This is a genomic window from Maribacter sp. R86514 (assembly GCF_044597005.1).
Taxonomy (GTDB): Bacteria; Bacteroidota; Bacteroidia; order Flavobacteriales; family Flavobacteriaceae; genus Maribacter.
On the sequence record NZ_CP138999.1, the window covers coordinates 3,076,520 to 3,093,867 of the forward strand.

Annotated in this window: 13 protein-coding genes and 2 pseudogenes; 10 read left to right on the forward strand and 5 right to left on the reverse strand. The window is 35.9% G+C overall.

The genetic code is table 11. The annotated features are described in order from the left end of the window. Positions 1-42: 42 nt before the first annotated feature. On the reverse strand, positions 43-1,557 hold the full coding sequence (locus tag SJY30_RS13445) for a Do family serine endopeptidase (RefSeq protein WP_396632672.1): 1,515 nt from the start codon (positions 1,555-1,557) through the stop codon (positions 43-45). A 376-nt stretch (positions 1,558-1,933) separates the two neighbouring features. On the opposite strand from SJY30_RS13445, the gene SJY30_RS13450 reads away from it, so the two are divergent. The 9 genes and pseudogenes from SJY30_RS13450 to SJY30_RS13490 all read left to right on the forward strand — a co-directional run bounded on the left by SJY30_RS13450 (position 1,934) and on the right by SJY30_RS13490 (position 13,006). Next, on the forward strand, positions 1,934-2,620 hold the full coding sequence (locus SJY30_RS13450) for a DUF2064 domain-containing protein (RefSeq protein WP_396632673.1): 687 nt from the start codon (positions 1,934-1,936) through the stop codon (positions 2,618-2,620). Between the two features lie 51 nt (positions 2,621-2,671). Continuing rightward, on the forward strand, positions 2,672-5,875 hold the full coding sequence (locus tag SJY30_RS13455; protein ID WP_396632674.1) for a SusC/RagA family TonB-linked outer membrane protein: 3,204 nt from the start codon (positions 2,672-2,674) through the stop codon (positions 5,873-5,875). A 9-nt stretch (positions 5,876-5,884) separates the two neighbouring features. Further along, on the forward strand, positions 5,885-7,309 hold the full coding sequence (locus SJY30_RS13460; RefSeq protein WP_396632675.1) for a SusD/RagB family nutrient-binding outer membrane lipoprotein: 1,425 nt from the start codon (positions 5,885-5,887) through the stop codon (positions 7,307-7,309). A gap of 54 nt (positions 7,310-7,363) precedes the next feature. Beyond that, a complete protein-coding gene (locus tag SJY30_RS13465; protein ID WP_396635332.1) occupies positions 7,364-8,701 on the forward strand; it encodes a sodium:solute symporter in 1,338 nt (445 codons plus the stop codon). Further along, a pseudogene (locus tag SJY30_RS13470) lies at positions 8,686-9,318 on the forward strand (metallophosphoesterase family protein); the annotation flags it as partial. The gene SJY30_RS13465 and the pseudogene SJY30_RS13470, both read left to right, overlap by 16 nt. A 237-nt stretch (positions 9,319-9,555) precedes the next feature. After that, a complete protein-coding gene (locus SJY30_RS13475; protein ID WP_082642972.1) occupies positions 9,556-9,891 on the forward strand; it encodes an arsenosugar biosynthesis-associated peroxidase-like protein in 336 nt (111 codons plus the stop codon). Positions 9,892-10,101: 210 nt separating this feature from the next. Beyond that, on the forward strand, positions 10,102-11,157 hold the full coding sequence (gene arsS, locus SJY30_RS13480; RefSeq protein WP_396632676.1) for an arsenosugar biosynthesis radical SAM (seleno)protein ArsS: 1,056 nt from the start codon (positions 10,102-10,104) through the stop codon (positions 11,155-11,157). 18 nt (positions 11,158-11,175) lie between these two features. Continuing rightward, positions 11,176-12,143 (forward strand): annotated as a pseudogene (gene arsM / locus SJY30_RS13485) (arsenosugar biosynthesis arsenite methyltransferase ArsM). A gap of 245 nt (positions 12,144-12,388) precedes the next feature. Further along, positions 12,389-13,006, forward strand: a complete 618-nt coding sequence (locus SJY30_RS13490) for a TetR/AcrR family transcriptional regulator (protein WP_396632677.1) — start codon at positions 12,389-12,391, stop codon at positions 13,004-13,006. Here SJY30_RS13490 and SJY30_RS13495 read toward each other — a convergent pair. Genes SJY30_RS13495 through SJY30_RS13505 form a run of 3 tightly spaced genes read right to left on the reverse strand, consistent with a single transcriptional unit; the run spans position 13,003 to position 15,580 of the window. Continuing rightward, positions 13,003-14,055: a glycosyltransferase family 9 protein gene (locus SJY30_RS13495; RefSeq protein ID WP_396632678.1), complete on the reverse strand. Its 1,053-nt coding sequence runs from the start codon at positions 14,053-14,055 to the stop codon at positions 13,003-13,005. The two genes, SJY30_RS13490 and SJY30_RS13495, sit on opposite strands and share 4 nt — an antisense overlap. Continuing rightward, entirely contained in the window at positions 14,042-14,644 is a 603-nt protein-coding gene (locus SJY30_RS13500) for a DUF4254 domain-containing protein (protein WP_396632679.1), read from the reverse strand. The genes SJY30_RS13495 and SJY30_RS13500 overlap by 14 nt, the downstream gene beginning before the upstream one ends. 39 nt (positions 14,645-14,683) lie before the next feature. Then, entirely contained in the window at positions 14,684-15,580 is an 897-nt protein-coding gene (locus SJY30_RS13505) for a hypothetical protein (protein ID WP_396632680.1), read from the reverse strand. Between the two features lie 73 nt (positions 15,581-15,653). Between SJY30_RS13505 and SJY30_RS13510 the strand changes: the two genes are divergently transcribed. Further along, positions 15,654-15,875, forward strand: a complete 222-nt coding sequence (locus SJY30_RS13510) for a uracil phosphoribosyltransferase (RefSeq protein WP_276491486.1) — start codon at positions 15,654-15,656, stop codon at positions 15,873-15,875. Positions 15,876-15,932: 57 nt separating this feature from the next. Here the strand turns inward: SJY30_RS13510 and purD are convergent, their stop codons facing one another. Further along, positions 15,933-17,204 (reverse strand): phosphoribosylamine--glycine ligase, encoded by a 1,272-nt coding sequence (gene purD, locus SJY30_RS13515; protein ID WP_396632681.1) that lies wholly within the window; start codon positions 17,202-17,204, stop codon positions 15,933-15,935. Between the last annotated feature and the right edge of the window lie 144 nt (positions 17,205-17,348).

Sequence of the window (17,348 nt, forward strand, 5' to 3'; positions counted from 1 at the left end):
ATACTATTATCCGCTTGGCATAAAATTAATCATTATAGCGGACTATGAATCCAATCCGAAGGCATAATAATTTTTAGTGCCATCTTCATAAACACCTTCTAACATCACTCCGCCTTTTTTGTTCTCCAAAATAGCAGCAACATCATCAATGTCATCTACACGTTTTCCATCAATATGCGTAATAATGAAACCAACTCTCATTTGCGTCTCACTCTTAATCTTACCAGGGTATAGTTTAGAAACTTGTACCCCACCATCAATATCTAATTTTTTAGCTAATTGCTTGTCTACATTTTCAAAATCGGCACCTAAAAGATTAAATACTTCTTTCTTCTCTTTCTTGATGAAATCGGTTCCTCCTTGAGAATTATGTAGCTCTACTTCCAATTCTTTTTCCTTTCCATTTCTATTTACAATAATAGTGACCTTATCACCAGGTCTTTTTCCTGCAATAATTTCTTGTAGTCTTGGTGACGTAGCTGTTTCTTTACCGTTAACACTAACGATAATATCGCCAGATTCCATTCCTGCCAAATCTGCACCGCTATCTTCACCTACTTGCTCTACCCATACGCCTTTGGTAAAGTCAACATCTTTTTCTTTGGCAAGGTTACTGTCCATAGTTCTAATAGAAACCCCCAACATACCACGTTGTACGTTACCGAATTTTAGTAAATCTTCAACCACTTTAGTAACAATATTACTAGGAACAGCAAATCCGTATCCTGTATATGTACCTGTTGTACTGGCTATAGCAGTGTTAATACCAACAAGGTTTCCGTCTAAATTCACCAAAGCACCACCACTGTTACCAGGGTTGATAGCAGCATCTGTCTGTATAAAGCTTTCTACCGCAAACTTATCGGTATTAATATGAATGCTTCTTGCCTTTGCACTAACGATACCGGCGGTAACCGTTGAATTCAATCCTAATGGATTACCGACTGCCAATACCCACTCGCCAACTTCAACATCATCTGAATTGACCAAGGACATCGTTTTTAAATTATCTGCTTTGATTTGTAATAACGCCAAATCTGTTGTCGGGTCTGTACCGATTACAGTAGCTTTATACGATTGATTGTTATATAAAGTTACCTCAACCTCATCTGCATTATCGATAACATGGTTATTGGTAACGATATACCCTTTATCATTAATGATAACACCCGAACCTGTACCTACTCTAGGTATTGATTGCGCTCCATTTGGAGATTGCCCTTTAAACATATCTCCAAAAAATTCTTTAAAAGGGTCTGGTAATTCTCTCGCGCCTTGTCTCTGGCTTGTTGATCCCGTTTGGGTAGATTTAATATGTACTACAGCATCTAAAACTTTTTCAGAAGTTTCGGTAAAATCTAATGGCTTAATATTTCCTTCATTATCTTTTGTATATAAAGCCTGTGCACCGGGTACAGATTCTACTACGGTAACTCCGCTAGTTTCTTTTGTTTCTTGTTTGTTAAATTGAATTACTCCGTAACTTACGACTAAAGCAATAACTGCCGAGAAGAAGTAAACCTTCCAAGCGCTTCTGGTATTTGTGTTTGATTTCATATGTATTAAAATTTTTATGATTCTTCTGATGTCTTATTGGCAAAGGCTATGCCACGCATAGGACTGCCAATGCTAAAAAAAAATTAAAACTGATTGAAATTTTAAGGCTTTTTTTAGACTAACCAGTCTGTAACCTTAAAATCTTGTCAGATTTTAAGCATCGAAATGGTAGATAATCTGATTTTAAAGCAAATTGATGGGTAATATGATAAGACTAAAGCTTAATTGTATGATTTAAAACCGACTACCTGGTTTAAAACTGACATTTTGACTCAGGGTAAGAGATTTCGCATATTTTAATTTTTGCAATTATGCATTTCATAGAAAACCTTTGCTTTATTTTTACGTAAGTTTAACGACGAAAAAGAACAATTAATTGAATTCACTACATACTGCAATTTTAGTATTTGCCAATTCCGCCAAACAAGATTTGGCGAATAAGCACATTCTTAGAGGTGAAGAATTATTTGATGTTTTAACCCGTTCTACCCTTAAAAAAGCAAAAAAAACGGGTTTACCTGTTTTTCACTTTTCAGATGAAGATCAAATTGGTGCTTCTTTTGGCGAACGTTTTACAAATGCCATCGCCAGTGTTTTCAACAAGGGTTTTTCTAGTATTATCACCATAGGCAATGACACACCGCATTTAAAAACCCATCATCTTAAGCATACCGCACAACAATTGGCAATGGGCAAAACTGTAATAGGTCCTTCAATTGATGGTGGATTTTATTTGTTAGGTCTGCAAAAATCAAATTTTGATGTTACTGAATTTCAAAATTTACCTTGGCAACGCTTGGGCTTGTATCACCAAATTTCTTCGTGGTTACATCAAGAATCAACAGAACTAATAAAATTACCTGTATTACAGGATTTGGATAACGAAAGAGATTTACAATCCATACTATCATTTTCTAACGGTCTGTCATCAACAATATTATTGTTGATCATCAATCTATTAAAAAGTAACAGAAGTCTATTCTACACTAACCAGAACTTCTCTTCTCAATATTCTAACAGCTTTCCTTATAACAAAGGTTCTCCTGCATTTTCGTTTATCTAATCCCCTTTATCCAATAGTTGGATAAATGAAACCTTAGTCGAAAAACTATATATGAAACACTTATTACTAGTGTTGACACTGTTTATAATAAACATGGTCAATGCTCAAGAAACAATTACAGGTATTGTAACAGATACCGATGGAAATACCATACCGTATGTCAACATTCTACTATCTGGCACCGCAACAGGCTCTACAACCAATGAAGATGGTTTTTATACTATACATGTCCCTGATCTTTCTGGCGCCATTGAATTTTCGGTTTTAGGATATGAAACTCAAGTGGTTTCCATAAACAATAGACGTACCATTAATATCACCTTGGCAGATTCATCTGAAGTTTTAGATGAAGTCGTGCTAACGGCTTTAGGTCTAAAACGAGAAACCAAAGAATTAGGCTATGTAGTTCAAAGCTTAGACGCAAAAGGAGTTACAGAGGTAAAATCGGTTAACTTTTTAGACAACCTTTCTGGTAAACTGGCAGGTGTAACCATTAACCAAGGTGCTACTGGTGTTGGGTCTTCATCAAAAATTACTATTCGTGGTGAAGCCTCTTTTTCCAATAACAATCCGTTATTTGTTGTAGACGGAGTGCCTATTAACAACAATTCGGTCTTTAATTTTACCAATGAGGCAGCAGCCGGATTTCAAGAAATAGATTTTGGAAACGGTGCTATGGATGTGAATCCTGATGATATTGCCGAAGTGTCGGTTTTAAAAGGACCCAGTGCGGCGGCTCTTTATGGAACAAGAGCATCTAATGGTGTTATAATCATAGAAACCAAAAGCGGAAAAAATTCAAAAGGATTAGGCGTTAGCTACAACACTAGTTTCTTTGTGGATTCGGCATTTCAACTACCCGAATTTCAAAATGAATACGGACAAGGAAATTCTGGTGAGTTTGCTTTTGTAGACGGATTAGGTGGTGGAACCAATGATTTGATCACCTATAGTTGGGGACCACGCTTAGATGTAGGCAATCTTATACCACAATATGACAGCCCCGTAACTTTAGCAGATGGCACTATAGTACGTGGTGGTGATACTGCCCTTTACAGCGGATTACCAATTACACCTACAGAGTTTAGGTCTAACCCAGACAACTTAAAGAACTTCTATGAAACCGGCACAACCTTAATCAATAATATTGCTATTTCTAATGGATTTGACAAAGGGAGTTTCCGTCTATCGTTTACTGACTTACGAAGCGAATCTATCATTCCGGGAGTAAATCTTGACCGCCAAACTATAGGTACAAGACTAAACTTTCAACCAATTGATAAACTGCGTATAAATTCCTCTATAAGTTATATTAATTCTAATAGTGACAACAGACCATCTAATGGTTATGGATCTGAAAATGCCAATTACTCTTTAGTAGCTTGGGGACCAAGGTCATTAAATATTGAAAACTTAAAAAACTATTGGCAACCAGGTATAGAGGGTTTACAACAGTATTCTTACAATTATACGTTTTTTGATAATCCGTATTTTATTCTTAATGAAAATAGAAACTCCTTTAATAGAGACAGGGTATTCGGAAATATTTCGGCTAGCTATGATATTACCGAACATATTACTGCGACTATTAGAACCGGAATGGATTATTCAAGTGAATTACGCCAACTGCGTAGAGCCTATAGTTCAAATCGATTTGTAAATGGTGGTTATGCCGAGCATGATGTATTTTTTAGGGAAATAAACACTGATTTCTTATTAAATTACACCAATCAGTTCAATGATTTTAATATTGATGTCTCTTTAGGTGGAAACAGATTAGATCAAAAGGCATTCACTTCACAATCGCAAACCACGAGTTTGGCGCAACCGGGTATTTTTAGGTTATCTAATGCAGCTTCACCTATTGAAGTATTCGAATTTGAATCTAATAAGCGAATCAACAGTTTTTACGGCTTGGCAAAATTTGGATACAAAGACTTCCTTTTCTTGGACGTTACAGGAAGAAACGATTGGTCTAGTGCATTGGCTACTCCGTTTTCCGTAGATAATACGTCATTCTTTTATCCATCCGTATCAAGTAGTTTTATAGTATCGGAAGTGGTTGATTTACCTGAGGTCGTTTCATTTGCAAAACTAAGGGCAAGTTGGGCACAAGTAGGTAATGACACTGATCCCTACCAAACTACAGGTGCTTTTGTAGCACAAACTCCTTTTAATGGGCAACCAACTTTCAGTAACTCAAACACTATAGCAAACGCAAATCTTCAACCAGAACTAACCTCTTCATTTGAAGTAGGTGCAGATGTACGTTTGTTTGGAGACCAATTAAGATTAGATGTTTCTTACTATAACGCATTGACCAAAGATCAAATTATTTCATTGCCAATAGGTATATCTTCTGGGTATACACAACAAGTAGTTAATGGTGGTGAAGTTCGTTCTAAAGGTGTAGAGATTATTTTGGGCATATCGCCGGTTACAAGTCAAGATTTCAAATGGAACAGTACTTTAAATTTTAGCACGAATAGATCTACGGTAGAAAGCTTACCACAAGATGAAGGTCGATTAACATTGGCATACTCCAGAATTTATGACAGTCAAAACCAAACGGTATTTTTACAGGCAGAAGAAGGTGGTCGTGTTGGTGATTTGTATGGAACAGGATATTTGAAGAATGAAAATGGTGATTTTATTTTAACGGATGAAGGCAGATACATACCCGATAATGAACTACAAAAATTAGGAAATTACAATCCCGATTTTATGTTGGGTTTCAACAATCAATTTAATTACAAGAACTGGAATATGGGTTTCCTTTTCGATTGGCGACAAGGTGGCATCATTGTTTCTAGAACAAGAGCATTAGGTAATGTTGGTGGTCAGCTAGCAGAAACGGCTTTTAGACCAGAAGGAGGAATTGTACCGGAAGGCGTTGTAAATACGGGCACTACTGATAATCCTGTATATGCACCAAATACCGTAGCCGTCACGGCAGAAAGTTATTACCGCCAATTTTATGATAGAAACCACGAGGAAAACAATACGTATGATGCTTCCTTTTTGAAGCTACGTCAAGTATCCGTTGGTTATACGTTTGAAAACCTTAGTCTGTTTAATCAAGATGCCACGTTGAGTTTATCTCTAATTGGGAAAAACCTGTTTGCCATTACAGAGAATCCGCATTTTGACCCAGAGCAATTGGCAGTACAAGGGCAAGGCTTTATTAGCGGTGTTGAAGATATGTCATATGCCACAACAAGAAGTATAGGTTTTAAAGCCGGATTTAATTTTTAAGAAAAGAAAATGAAACATATATATAGCATTTTAGTCTTATTGTTGGCCGTTGGCTGCACAAAAGATTTTGAAGAAATTAATACGAACACCAACGATCCCGTTACCGTACAACCCAGTCTTTTGTTAAGACAGGTAATCTATGATTTTGGGGAGCAAATGTCTTATGAAGGTTTTACTGCAGGTAATCTGTTGGGTCAATATAGTACGGCACTAGATTTTAACCTGTTTGACCGTCATGATTTAAAATCGCCCCAACTGGGTGGAAACCCATGGCCCATATTCTATCAGAATTTACGAGACAATGAAATTATATTGAATTTATCTCAAGAGAATGCGGCGTATGCCGTTTATGAAGGTCCAGCAAGAATTATGAAAGCGTATATGGCAGCTGGTTTAACAGATTTATTCGGTGATGTACCATATTCAGAAGCATTTCAAGGAGATACAGAAACTGTTACTCCGTCCTATGACACACAGGAGTCAATTTATATGGATGAAGGAGGAATATTTGACAATCTTGATAGGGGAATTTTAGCCATTCAGAATTATTCAGGTACCATAGCGTTAGAGGGAGACATTCTCTTTAATGGTGATTTAAACGGATGGATACGTTTTGCAAATTCCTTGAAAATTAAATATCTAATGCGAGTTTCCAGTAAAATAGATGTGGCCTCACAACTACAAGCAATTGTCGCAGAAGGTAATTTTATAGATGATAATAGCGAAAATGCCATTTTCAACTTTACCGATGGCGAACCAAATAGTTTTAGACTTGCGCAACTTAGGGTTGGAGACTTTAACAACTATGTACTCTCTGAAACGATGGATGAAATTTTGACCAATTTAAACGATCCACGTATTGCACGCTTATACCAACCTTTTGCCAATAGTACAGATGGCGGTTATAACGGACTATTAAATGGAATCGATGCCTCTGCGGGAGTATCGTTAGCTGATTACTCTTTATTGGGTGCTATTTTCAGAGAGAATACAGGGCTTTTAGATGCCAATTTTATGACCAGCATGGAAACTCACTTTCTATTAGCTGAGGCTGCACAACAAGGGCTTATTTCAGCCGACACGGAACCCCTTTACAACACAGGAGTAACACAAGCTTTTGAATATTGGCAGGTAGCACTTCCTGATGATTATCTAACAGCTGATGCTGCATTGAATAACGGAGATCCATTAGAAAATATCATCACACAAAAATGGATTGCAAATAGTATAAATGGTTATGAAGGTTGGATCGAATATAGAAGAACAGGTTTTCCACAATTGAAAACGATTTCAGCAAGTTTGAACAATAATTTGATTCCCATACGCATGCCTTACCCTGCTGAGGAAGAAGCTTTAAATAATGCGAATTATATCGCAGCTTCAAATAACACTGAAGGCAATAGCATAAATGTTGCAGTTTGGTGGGATGAGTAACAGAGTTAGGAGTTAGGAGTTAGGAGTTAGGAGTTAGGAAAAAACAAAAAAATGATTGAAGTAAAGATTTGGCAATGGGGATTGATAATAGCATCAAGTTTGGTGTTGTTCTTCCTTTCCCCATGGGCAAAAGATACCAATCAGTTTTTTAAAGCCGTACAAAAGAAGAAAGCACCCAATACGTTTATGTTAATGGGTAGTTTGATCATCTCATGGATTTTCGCCAAAAGCATCACCAATGCAGCCAATTTAGGATTGGATTTCGGTATTGTAGGTGGGGTTGCCTATGCGGGTTATTATCTGTCTTTTGCGGTTGCGGGTATCGTAATTTATAAGATGAGGCTACATGGTAAGTATACCAGTATTCATCATTTCTTATCCTCAAAATTTGGCAAAACGGCGGTAACGGTTTTTTCAATTCTTATTGCATTTCGGTTATTCAATGAAGTCTGGAGCAATACCATGGTCATTGGATCTTATTTTGGCGATATGGGTACGAGTCCATATTACTGGTCCATCTTAGTATTTACCGGACTAACATTGGCATATGTACTCAAAGGAGGCATGAGCAGCTCTATTTTTACCGATGTTGTTCAAATGGGGCTATTCTCTATACTATTAGCGGTAATATTGTTCACTATTTTTGGAAAAGACAATGCTATAAGCACGACAACAGTTATAAATTCAGGTATTTGGTCTTTTGAAACCGGACTAAATTTATTATTTGCTGCCTTGTTGCAATCGTTCAGCTATCCTTTTCATGACCCCGTGTTAACCGATAGAGGTTTTATCAGTAGTCCGAACGTAACATTGAAGAGTTTTTTATGGGCAAGTATTCTAGGGGCTATTTGTATCATTCTATTTAGCCTTATTGGTGTTTATGCCCAATCTCAAGGTATGCAAGGTCAAGCGGCTGTTCAAGTCGGTAAGGCTTTTGGAACAATGATTTTACTGGTCATCAACTTCATCATGATTACATCCGCAGCATCCACTTTAGATTCTACATTTTCATCATTTTCAAAATTACTGGCACTTGATCTAAACCTGGGAAATACTTTAAAATTTGGTCGTTGGTCTATGGTAGCAATTGCTGTTTTAGGTACCGTACCCGTTTTTTTAGATGCAGAAATTTTATCCGCTACAACTATTAGTGGAACAATGGTTATTGGCCTAACCCCTGTTTTTCTATTCTGGAAAGATAAAGCACCTAAAATCAGTTTTCATTTAAGTGTTATTATTGGGCTGATATTTGGTTTCTTGTTGATTTTCAATTGGTTTCCAGATAATTTGATTTTTACGACTGGCAAGTATGCCAATTTACTATGGATTAATTTTTGGGGTATTTTATGTTGCCTATTCGTTTATATAATACCTACATGGATAAAGAAATAAAACATATTGGTACCAAAAGCGGTAAGCTGTTGCTTTTCGGTGGTGTGTATAGTAATCTACAGGCATTGGAGAAATTAATTTCCATTGCCGAAGAAGCAGGGATTAAACCTGAGAACTGTATAAGTACAGGAGATCTTACCGGTTACTGCGCACAACCAGAAGAAACGGTACAGCTATTTCAAAAATGGGGAGCACTTAGTATTGCCGGCAATGTAGAATTGCAACTAGCAAGCGATAGTGAAGATTGTGGTTGTGATTTTAAAAGCGGTAGCCGTTGTGATGATTTCTCAAAAATGTGGTTTCCATATACTAAAGGACATTTATCACAACAGTCTTTAGATTGGATTAAGCAAATTAGAGAATACTTAAGTTTTGATTATGGAAACAAAAAAGTAACGGTAGTCCATGGCAACTATGGCAACACTTCAGAATTCATCTTTAAATCAAACGCTACAGAAAGTAAAGAACGTAGTTTTCAAGAGACTAAAAGTGATATCATCGTTGCGGGGCATTGTGGCTTACCATTTCATCAAACCATAAAAGAGAAGGTATGGCTAAACCCTGGTGTAATAGGTATGCCGGCAAATGATGGCACTACTCGTGTATGGTATATGATTTTGGATATTGAGGGTGGCGAAGTTAATTACGCACATCACTCTTTTGAATATGATGCAGAAACCGCACAAAAATTAATGTACAAAAACCATTTGCCAGAAGCCTACGGCGATACACTTACCTCTGGTATTTGGGACAATATGGAAATACTTCCCGAACTAGAAAAAATGGGACAGGGAATTCCGATTTATTTTAACCAAGAACAAAAAAATTCAATAAAACCTAAAACTCAAAAAAAGATGGCAAATACATACTATGACCCAGCAGATTTAAGAAAATTCGGAAAAATTACAGAGTGGAGCGAAGAGCTTGGAACTAAATTTTTTGATTATTATGGTAAGGTTTTCGAAGAAGGCGCACTAAGTGCTAGGGAAAAGTCTTTAATTGCTTTAGCAGTTTCGCACGTAGTTAAATGCCCGTACTGTATTGACGCCTATACCAAAGACGGCTTACAGAAAGGAATTACGAAGGAAGAAATGATGGAGGCTGTACATGTAGGAGCAGCAATTGAAGGTGGCGCAACATTGGTGCATGGTGTACAGATGATGAATAAGTACAATAAATTGTCAATGTAAATTTCGTTGTTGGTTGTTGGTTGATGGTTGTTCGTAGCAGCTTTCTGCAATAATCAATTGATTGAAATTTAAATTAGTTTAAAAAATTGCAAATGGAATATTCATAATGAATATCCATGGTTAAGAATAAGAAATTAATTGTTGTCATGTTAAAGTTTGAAGCATTTACAAAATGCCAACAACCAACAACCAACAACGAACAACTAAAAAATGGCTACAAAATCATTAAAAGCGAAAGGGAACGATTTAGCGGTTTCCAACAAGCAGTTAGAAATATTGAACGGAGGCATATTTGCTGATGGCGAGCTTCCTTACTTTAAAGATAAAATTGCAGACATAGGGCATTTTCCTTTACGCCCAAAAAAGCTGGAAATCTTGCAAATTAACGTAGGTTACATGTGTAATCAGGTTTGCGAGCATTGCCACGTAGATGCAGGCCCCGATCGTAAAGAGATTATGACTCGTGAAACTATGCAGCAATGTTTAGAGGTGATTAAAAATACAGGGGCGCATACCTTAGATTTAACCGGTGGTGCACCAGAAATGAATCCTGATTTTGAGTGGTTTGTAGAAGAAGCTGCCAAAGCCGGAATCAAAGATTTTATTGTTCGTTCTAACTTGACGATAATAAGAGCAAATAAGAAGTACCATCATCTACCGGATTTCTTTAAAAAACACAACGTCCATATTATTTCTTCAATGCCACACTATACCCGTGGAAAAACCGATAAGCAAAGAGGGGACGGAGTTTTTGACAAGTCGATAAAGGCATTGCAAGAATTAAACGAAAGAGGTTATGGTATGCCCGGTAGCGATTTAAAGTTGGATTTGGTTTATAATCCATCTGGGGCTTATTTACCAGGCGACCAAGCAGCTATGGAAAAGGATTTTAAAAAAGCCTTAAAAGAGGATTTTGATATTCAGTTCCACAATCTTTTCGCCATTACCAATCTACCAATTGCGCGCTTCTTGGATTACTTAATTGCATCAGAAAATTATGAAGATTATATGTATGCGTTAGTAGAAGCTTATAATCCCTCTGCAGTAGAAAATGTGATGTGCACCAATACCATTTCAATTAGTTGGGACGGTTGGTTGTATGATTGCGATTTTAATCAAATGCTAGACCTAAAAGTAGCTAGCAAAGTGAAACATATAAAAGATTATAACGAGGATATTTTGAACGATAGAAACATTATTATATCTCAACATTGCTATGGCTGTACGGCAGGTGCCGGTAGTAGTTGCCAGGGTACCGTTGCTTAACCTTTAATTAAATTATTCATGAGTTATTTAGATGCAACAAACAATCTTTACAAAGAAGCGGCACTTAAACCAGATATAGGCTTATGTTGCACAACCAACCCTATTTGGGAATTGCCAGGTTTAAAGATTCCTAAAATAATGCAAGAAATGAACTATGGCTGTGGTAGTACAGTTCATGCACGAGATCTTTCCAACAATCCGAAAATGCTTTATGTAGGTGTTGGTGGTGGAATGGAATTATTACAATTCTCATACTTCAATCGTCAAAAATCCGGTGTCGTAGGCGTAGATGTAGTTGATGAAATGCTAGAAGCCAGCAGAAAGAATTTTAACCTTGCCGAAGAAGAGAACGACTGGTTTAAATCAGATTTTATTGATTTAAAAAAGGTGATGCTCTAAACTTACCGGTAGAGGACAATACGATTGATGTCGCTGCTCAAAATTGTTTGTTTAACATTTTTAAATCTGAAGATTTAAAGCGCGCTATTGAAGAGATGTATAGGGTATTAAAGCCACATGGAAAACTAGTAATGAGCGATCCAACATGTGAGCAACAAATGAACGATGTATTACGTGAAGATGACAGACTAAGAGCACTTTGCTTAAGCGGAAGTATCCCAATAAAGGATTATGTAAAAGCTTTAACCGATGTAGGTTTTGGAACAATAGAGATTAGAGCTAGAAAACCTTATAGAGTTTTAGCCCCAAATGCATATCCAACAGATGAATTAATTTATATAGAATCTATTGAAGTAGCAGCTATTAAGGATCCCATGCCAAAAGATGGTCCTTGTATATTTACTGGAAAAGCAGCAATATACTATGGTAAAGATGATTATTATGATGATCAAAATGGTCATGTATTAATTAAAAACCAACCCTTGTCGATTTGTGATAAAACGGCTAAGGCATTAGCTACATTAATCAGTAGTGATATTTATATCAGTGAATCTACCTACCACTATGATGGTGGTGGCTGCTGCTAAAATATATTCTTGATATTAATAACCGTCTGTTTAATTTCAGACGGTTTCTTAAATTATATACGTTAGTCTTGAACTTTATAAAGTGACCACCTGGTTTGTTCTATAGTATAAAAAAGATGTTATACACCGATAAAACCTCCGTTCGTCGAAAAAACCTGCATATAATCTAGAAAACCTGAAGTTGTTTGACAGTCTAACGTTCTATAAAAAGACCACATGGTCGGATTTACCCAAATCTACATATTATGAACAAGAGCCTTAAGCGCATGGCAACCATGCAACGTTTACAGAACACCGGATTAGAATTGTTTTATGCCCAAGGGTATTATGATACTAGTGTAGATGATATTCTAAAAAAACTAGACCTTTCTAAAGGTGCTTTCTATTATCACTTCGAATCTAAAGAAGATTTCTTCATACAAATTATAGAAAACCTTCTTGCACGTAAAATATACAGCACTTTAATAGAACCTATTGAGGGTCATGATAATCCATTAACACTTATTACAAAATGTTTCGACGATGCCTTGGAAACCGCAGTGCATAATGAAATGGATTATGGTTGTGTACTAAGTAATTTTTTAGCCGAATTCAATGGTAAGAATGATGTTGTTATGCGTCATCTAAATGAGATTGTTACTGTATGGGAGGTAAATCTGGTAACTGCTTTACAAAAAGGTAAATTTAATGGCTATTTAGACCGCCATGTAGATTGTGAAGCTGCAGCTACTTTTATCATGAGCTCTTATTTTGGAGTAAGAGTTTTAATGACCAGTGCAGCACCTTCTTCTAAGAAATATCGATTTATGTCTCAGATACGTCAATACTTTAAAAGTATAGAAGCTAAGCCCGTAAATTCTTAAACCGAATCACTTAAAATTTCACTGATTTTCTGGACGATTGTTTCAGGTAATATTGTTTCCATAACCTTATCATAACCACCAGGAAATTTATTACCATAAATAGAAGTGGGTATAGCAGGATATTTTTTTCTGTCGGATAAAAGGGCATTTTGCTCTGGCTGATTAAAAGGGTAAAAACCAGCATACGGATGAGTAACACCCCATATTGTTACGGTTGGCACAGCAAACATTGCTGCTAAATGCGCATTTCCGCTATCCATTGCCAACATTAATTCAAGGTTTGATATAAGTTTTAATTCATCTGAAAAGGATAATTTACCAGCAACACTGTGGCAGTTTTCGAACTGAGCATCCCATTTGCTCAAAATTTCTATTTCTTTCTCTCCTCCCCCAAACAATACAATTTGATAATTATTAGAAGAATTCAATAAGCCTAGCACTTCTTCCATCAGATGATGTGGATACATTTTTCCGCTAAAAGCGGCAAACGGGGCTATGCCAATTAGAGATTTAGCCTTGCTATCTTTTAAATACGATACGTTTTCTGAGATAGCCCTTTTTGGCAAGGTTTCCATCTCTGATATAGCAATTGGATAACCTAACTTACCGAACACCTCAGCATAGCGCTCAAAAGTGGTTTTTAGAGGAATAAAAGATGTCCTCTGCGAATTAACCAATTCTTTTTTAGCAGCCCTACCTTTATCAATTTGAATAAAGGGAATCGAAGAAAATTTAAAGTACTGTTTTAAAATGGTACTTCGCAGTACATTGTGAATATCTGCGACCGCATCTAACTGCAAAGATTTTAATTCCTTGTATAGTTTCCACAGTCCTAGTACACCTTTATGTTTTCCCTTTACATCGGCTTTATAAACCCTTACATTAGGTATGTTAGCAAAAATTGGCGCAGTAAAAGCTTTGGTTAAAACGGTAATCTTTACCTCTGGGTATTTTTTAATAAGACCCAAAATAACCGGAACGGTCATAGCTACATCACCCATTGCAGATAGTCGTATGACCAGAATATGTTTGGTATTATTTATTGCCACGAAGGATGGGGTTTAGTTCCTCATCATTATACATCTTCATTTGCTTGTATACTTTCATATATTTAGCGCCACTTTCAATGTCTGCCAATAATTGGTCTATAGCCGAAGAAAGATCGTTTTTCTGTACAAGCAAAACTTCTAACTTAGCTTGACATTTTTCGCGGTGTTCTAAAGAAGCGTCAGCTCTAGTGGCTTCTTCCGCCATATGATAAATTTTCAATGCTAAAATAGAAAGACGATCAATTGCCCAAGCGGGGCTTTCTGTATTAATAGTAGCGTCTAAATGAACATCTACCGATTGATATTTTTTAAGGAAATAACTGTCGATAAATTCTACTAAGTCTGTTCTATCTTGATTACTTGCATCAATTTTACGTTTTAGCACCAAAGCGTCATCCGGATTAATATCAGGATTTCTTATGATATCTTCATAATGCCATTGCACGGTATCTATCCAGTTCTTTCTATAAAGCAAATGTTCAATATCCTCTTTAGAATAAGGATTTTCAAAACTCTGATATACATCGTCTTTGATGTGGTACTTTTCAATACTCTTATTAAAAATATTAAATGCGAAATCGCTAAACATAAGTGCCTTTTTTACAAAGATAAAGCTTAAAGATGTATTCTATAGTTTAGTTACAAAAACTATGATCGGCACCATAATACTTGCTATCAGTATCAGTTCCAAAAATTTTGGTTTTTTAATGGATTGTAAATAATTTACTATAAAAACCACAGAAGGAAAAAAGGTAATCATAACCGCATTGTTATTATCTGAAGTAACAAGAATATTAACGATTAAACCTATTACAAATGAAAATGCAATTAAACGCAGTGTTATAACTTTACCAACACCAGATTTACTAAGGTTTACAAATGCTGAAAAAGCCAGCGCCATATTAAACAGGGCATAGAGTGTCATTTTTAAACTAGTCCACCATTTTATAGGAAATATAGCGCTATAATCAATAGCAAAATCGTAATGATCGAGAATAAAATTTGGTTTATCCAACAACACTAAAATACCGTAGAGTATCATAAAAAAACAGAATCCAACAGATAATAAAACCAGCCAGTTTCTTATATTTTTTGGATCATAAATATAAATAGCTGCAAAAACCAATAACAAGTATAACAAAGCCCATTCATAAAATACACTTGAAATGCAAATCCAAAGTCCGGCATCGAAAATTTTAAGTTTTATATTTTTCAGAGACTTGATGCTTAAAAGGCGTCTCATGGCCAAAAGCAGAAAAAAGCTAGTAAAAATAGCGTTGTTATCACCTAAAGTCTCTGGAAATACAACAAATAACAGGGTAAAAAACAAAATAGCAAATGAATTGGTACCCGTGAGTTTATTACGCTTAACTATAAAGTCAACAACAAAAACACTAAAAAGAAGAATCGTCAAAATACCGATTGACGGGACAATTTCTACATTGCCTATCGATAAATCGAATAGGTAAAATTGAACCGACCAATAGAAAAGAAACAAAAAAACCAAGAGAATAATGAAATTCACCGGTTTTGTTTTCTCAAAAATGCTTGAAATCATCTAAGCTTTTTATATTTTTGCTGGTAAATATAGTAATAAGATGAAATCATTTTTTGAAGGTATCGCAGATTTGTTCGTAAATGTACTATTTGCACCGTTAGATTTTTTGCGTTTTACAGATAGCTGGGCATTATCAAATATCTTAAACTGGATATTTATGTTGATTGGTTCAGTCGCTTTTGTTTATTGGATGCTTGAATTGAAGAAATACAATGATAAAGGAGAGGAAGATACCTCAAGTACTTCTCACTCTTACTTATAATATCAAATTAAATCAACTATCGGTTTCTTTTATTAAAAACCGATAATTGATTTATACTTAAAGATCGAAACCTAGATCTTTTCTATAGTTCATTCCTTCAAAGGAAAGCTTCTGTACATTTTTATACGATTGCGCCAGTGCCGATTTAAAATCGCTACCAAAAGAAGTAATGGCCATTACTCTACCACCGTTAGTAACTACTTTACCATCTTTAAGCTTAGTACCAGCGTGAAATACCAAAGATTCGCTAATAGCATCTATACCAGAAATTTCTTTTCCTTTCTCGTAAGCACCAGGATACCCACCGGATACTGTCATAACCGTTGTTGCTGTTCTTTCATCTAGCTTTAAATCAACCTCTGATAGTTTTTGCCCAGCAACCGCATTTAACATTTCTACCATATCGTTTTGAATACGCGGTAAAACTACTTCAGTTTCCGGGTCACCCATTCTAACGTTATATTCAATAACCTTAGGATCATCGCCAACTTTTATAAGTCCGATGAAGATAAAACCTTTATAAGGCATATTATCCTTTTTAAGCCCTTCTACGGTAGGTTTTACAATACGCTGCTCTATTTTATCCATAAAAGCCTTACTAGCGAAAGGAACCGGAGAAATAGCACCCATACCACCAGTATTGAGTCCGGTATCGCCCTCACCTATTCTTTTGTAATCTTTTGCCGTTGGTAGCACTTTATAACTATCACCATCGGTTAGCACAAAAACACTTAATTCAATACCATCAAGAAACTCTTCTATAACAACAGTTGTACTGGCAGCGCCAAATTTTTTGTCCACTAACATTGATTTCAATTCAACCTTAGCGTTGTTTAAGTCATTGAGAATAACCACACCTTTACCGGCAGCTAATCCGTCTGCTTTTAAAACAAAAGGAGGATTTAATTCTTCCAAAAATTTAAATCCATCTTCGACCGTTTCAGCTGTAAAACTTTTATACTGAGCGGTAGGTATTTGATGACGCATCATAAACTCCTTCGCAAACTCTTTACTACCTTCTAAAGTAGCCGCCAATTTTTCAGGACCGATAACAGCCACATTTTTTAATTCAACGTCCCCTAAAAAGAAATCATGAATTCCATTTACCAAAGGATCTTCAGGACCAACCATAATAAGTTCAATGTTCTCCTTTAAAACCAATTCTTTAATAGCTTCAAAATCATTTACACCAATTGGTACATTAGTGGCAATTTTCTCAGTACCTGCATTTCCCGGTGCAACAAATAGTTTAGAAAGTTTTTTACTTTGAGCCAATTTCCAAGCAAAAGTATGCTCACGACCACCTGATCCTAGAATTAAAATGTTCATTTTTTCAATTTTTGCAAAATTACTTTTCGCTTTTATATAACCTTATTTAGTAGAGAAATCTCTATGCTCTTTCTTTTGTAAGTCCTCTGGAGACAAGGATTTGAAATAATCGTATACGATTTTTAAATGTCCACTATTTTTCAT

Bases quoted from the DNA above. Each gene is read 5' to 3' on its own strand.
- SJY30_RS13475 (WP_082642972.1), top strand. From the start codon at position 9,556: ATGGCAAATACATACTATGACCCAGCAGATTTAAGAAAATTCGGAAAA.
- arsS (WP_396632676.1), top strand. From the start codon at position 10,102: ATGGCTACAAAATCATTAAAAGCGAAAGGGAACGATTTAGCGGTTTCC.
- SJY30_RS13445 (WP_396632672.1), bottom strand. From the start codon at position 1,557: ATGAAATCAAACACAAATACCAGAAGCGCTTGGAAGGTTTACTTCTTC.
- SJY30_RS13500 (WP_396632679.1), bottom strand. From the start codon at position 14,644: ATGTTTAGCGATTTCGCATTTAATATTTTTAATAAGAGTATTGAAAAG.
- SJY30_RS13455 (WP_396632674.1), top strand. From the start codon at position 2,672: ATGAAACACTTATTACTAGTGTTGACACTGTTTATAATAAACATGGTC.
- SJY30_RS13510 (WP_276491486.1), top strand. From the start codon at position 15,654: ATGAAATCATTTTTTGAAGGTATCGCAGATTTGTTCGTAAATGTACTA.
- SJY30_RS13490 (WP_396632677.1), top strand. From the start codon at position 12,389: ATGAACAAGAGCCTTAAGCGCATGGCAACCATGCAACGTTTACAGAAC.
- SJY30_RS13460 (WP_396632675.1), top strand. From the start codon at position 5,885: ATGAAACATATATATAGCATTTTAGTCTTATTGTTGGCCGTTGGCTGC.
- purD (WP_396632681.1), bottom strand. From the start codon at position 17,204: ATGAACATTTTAATTCTAGGATCAGGTGGTCGTGAGCATACTTTTGCT.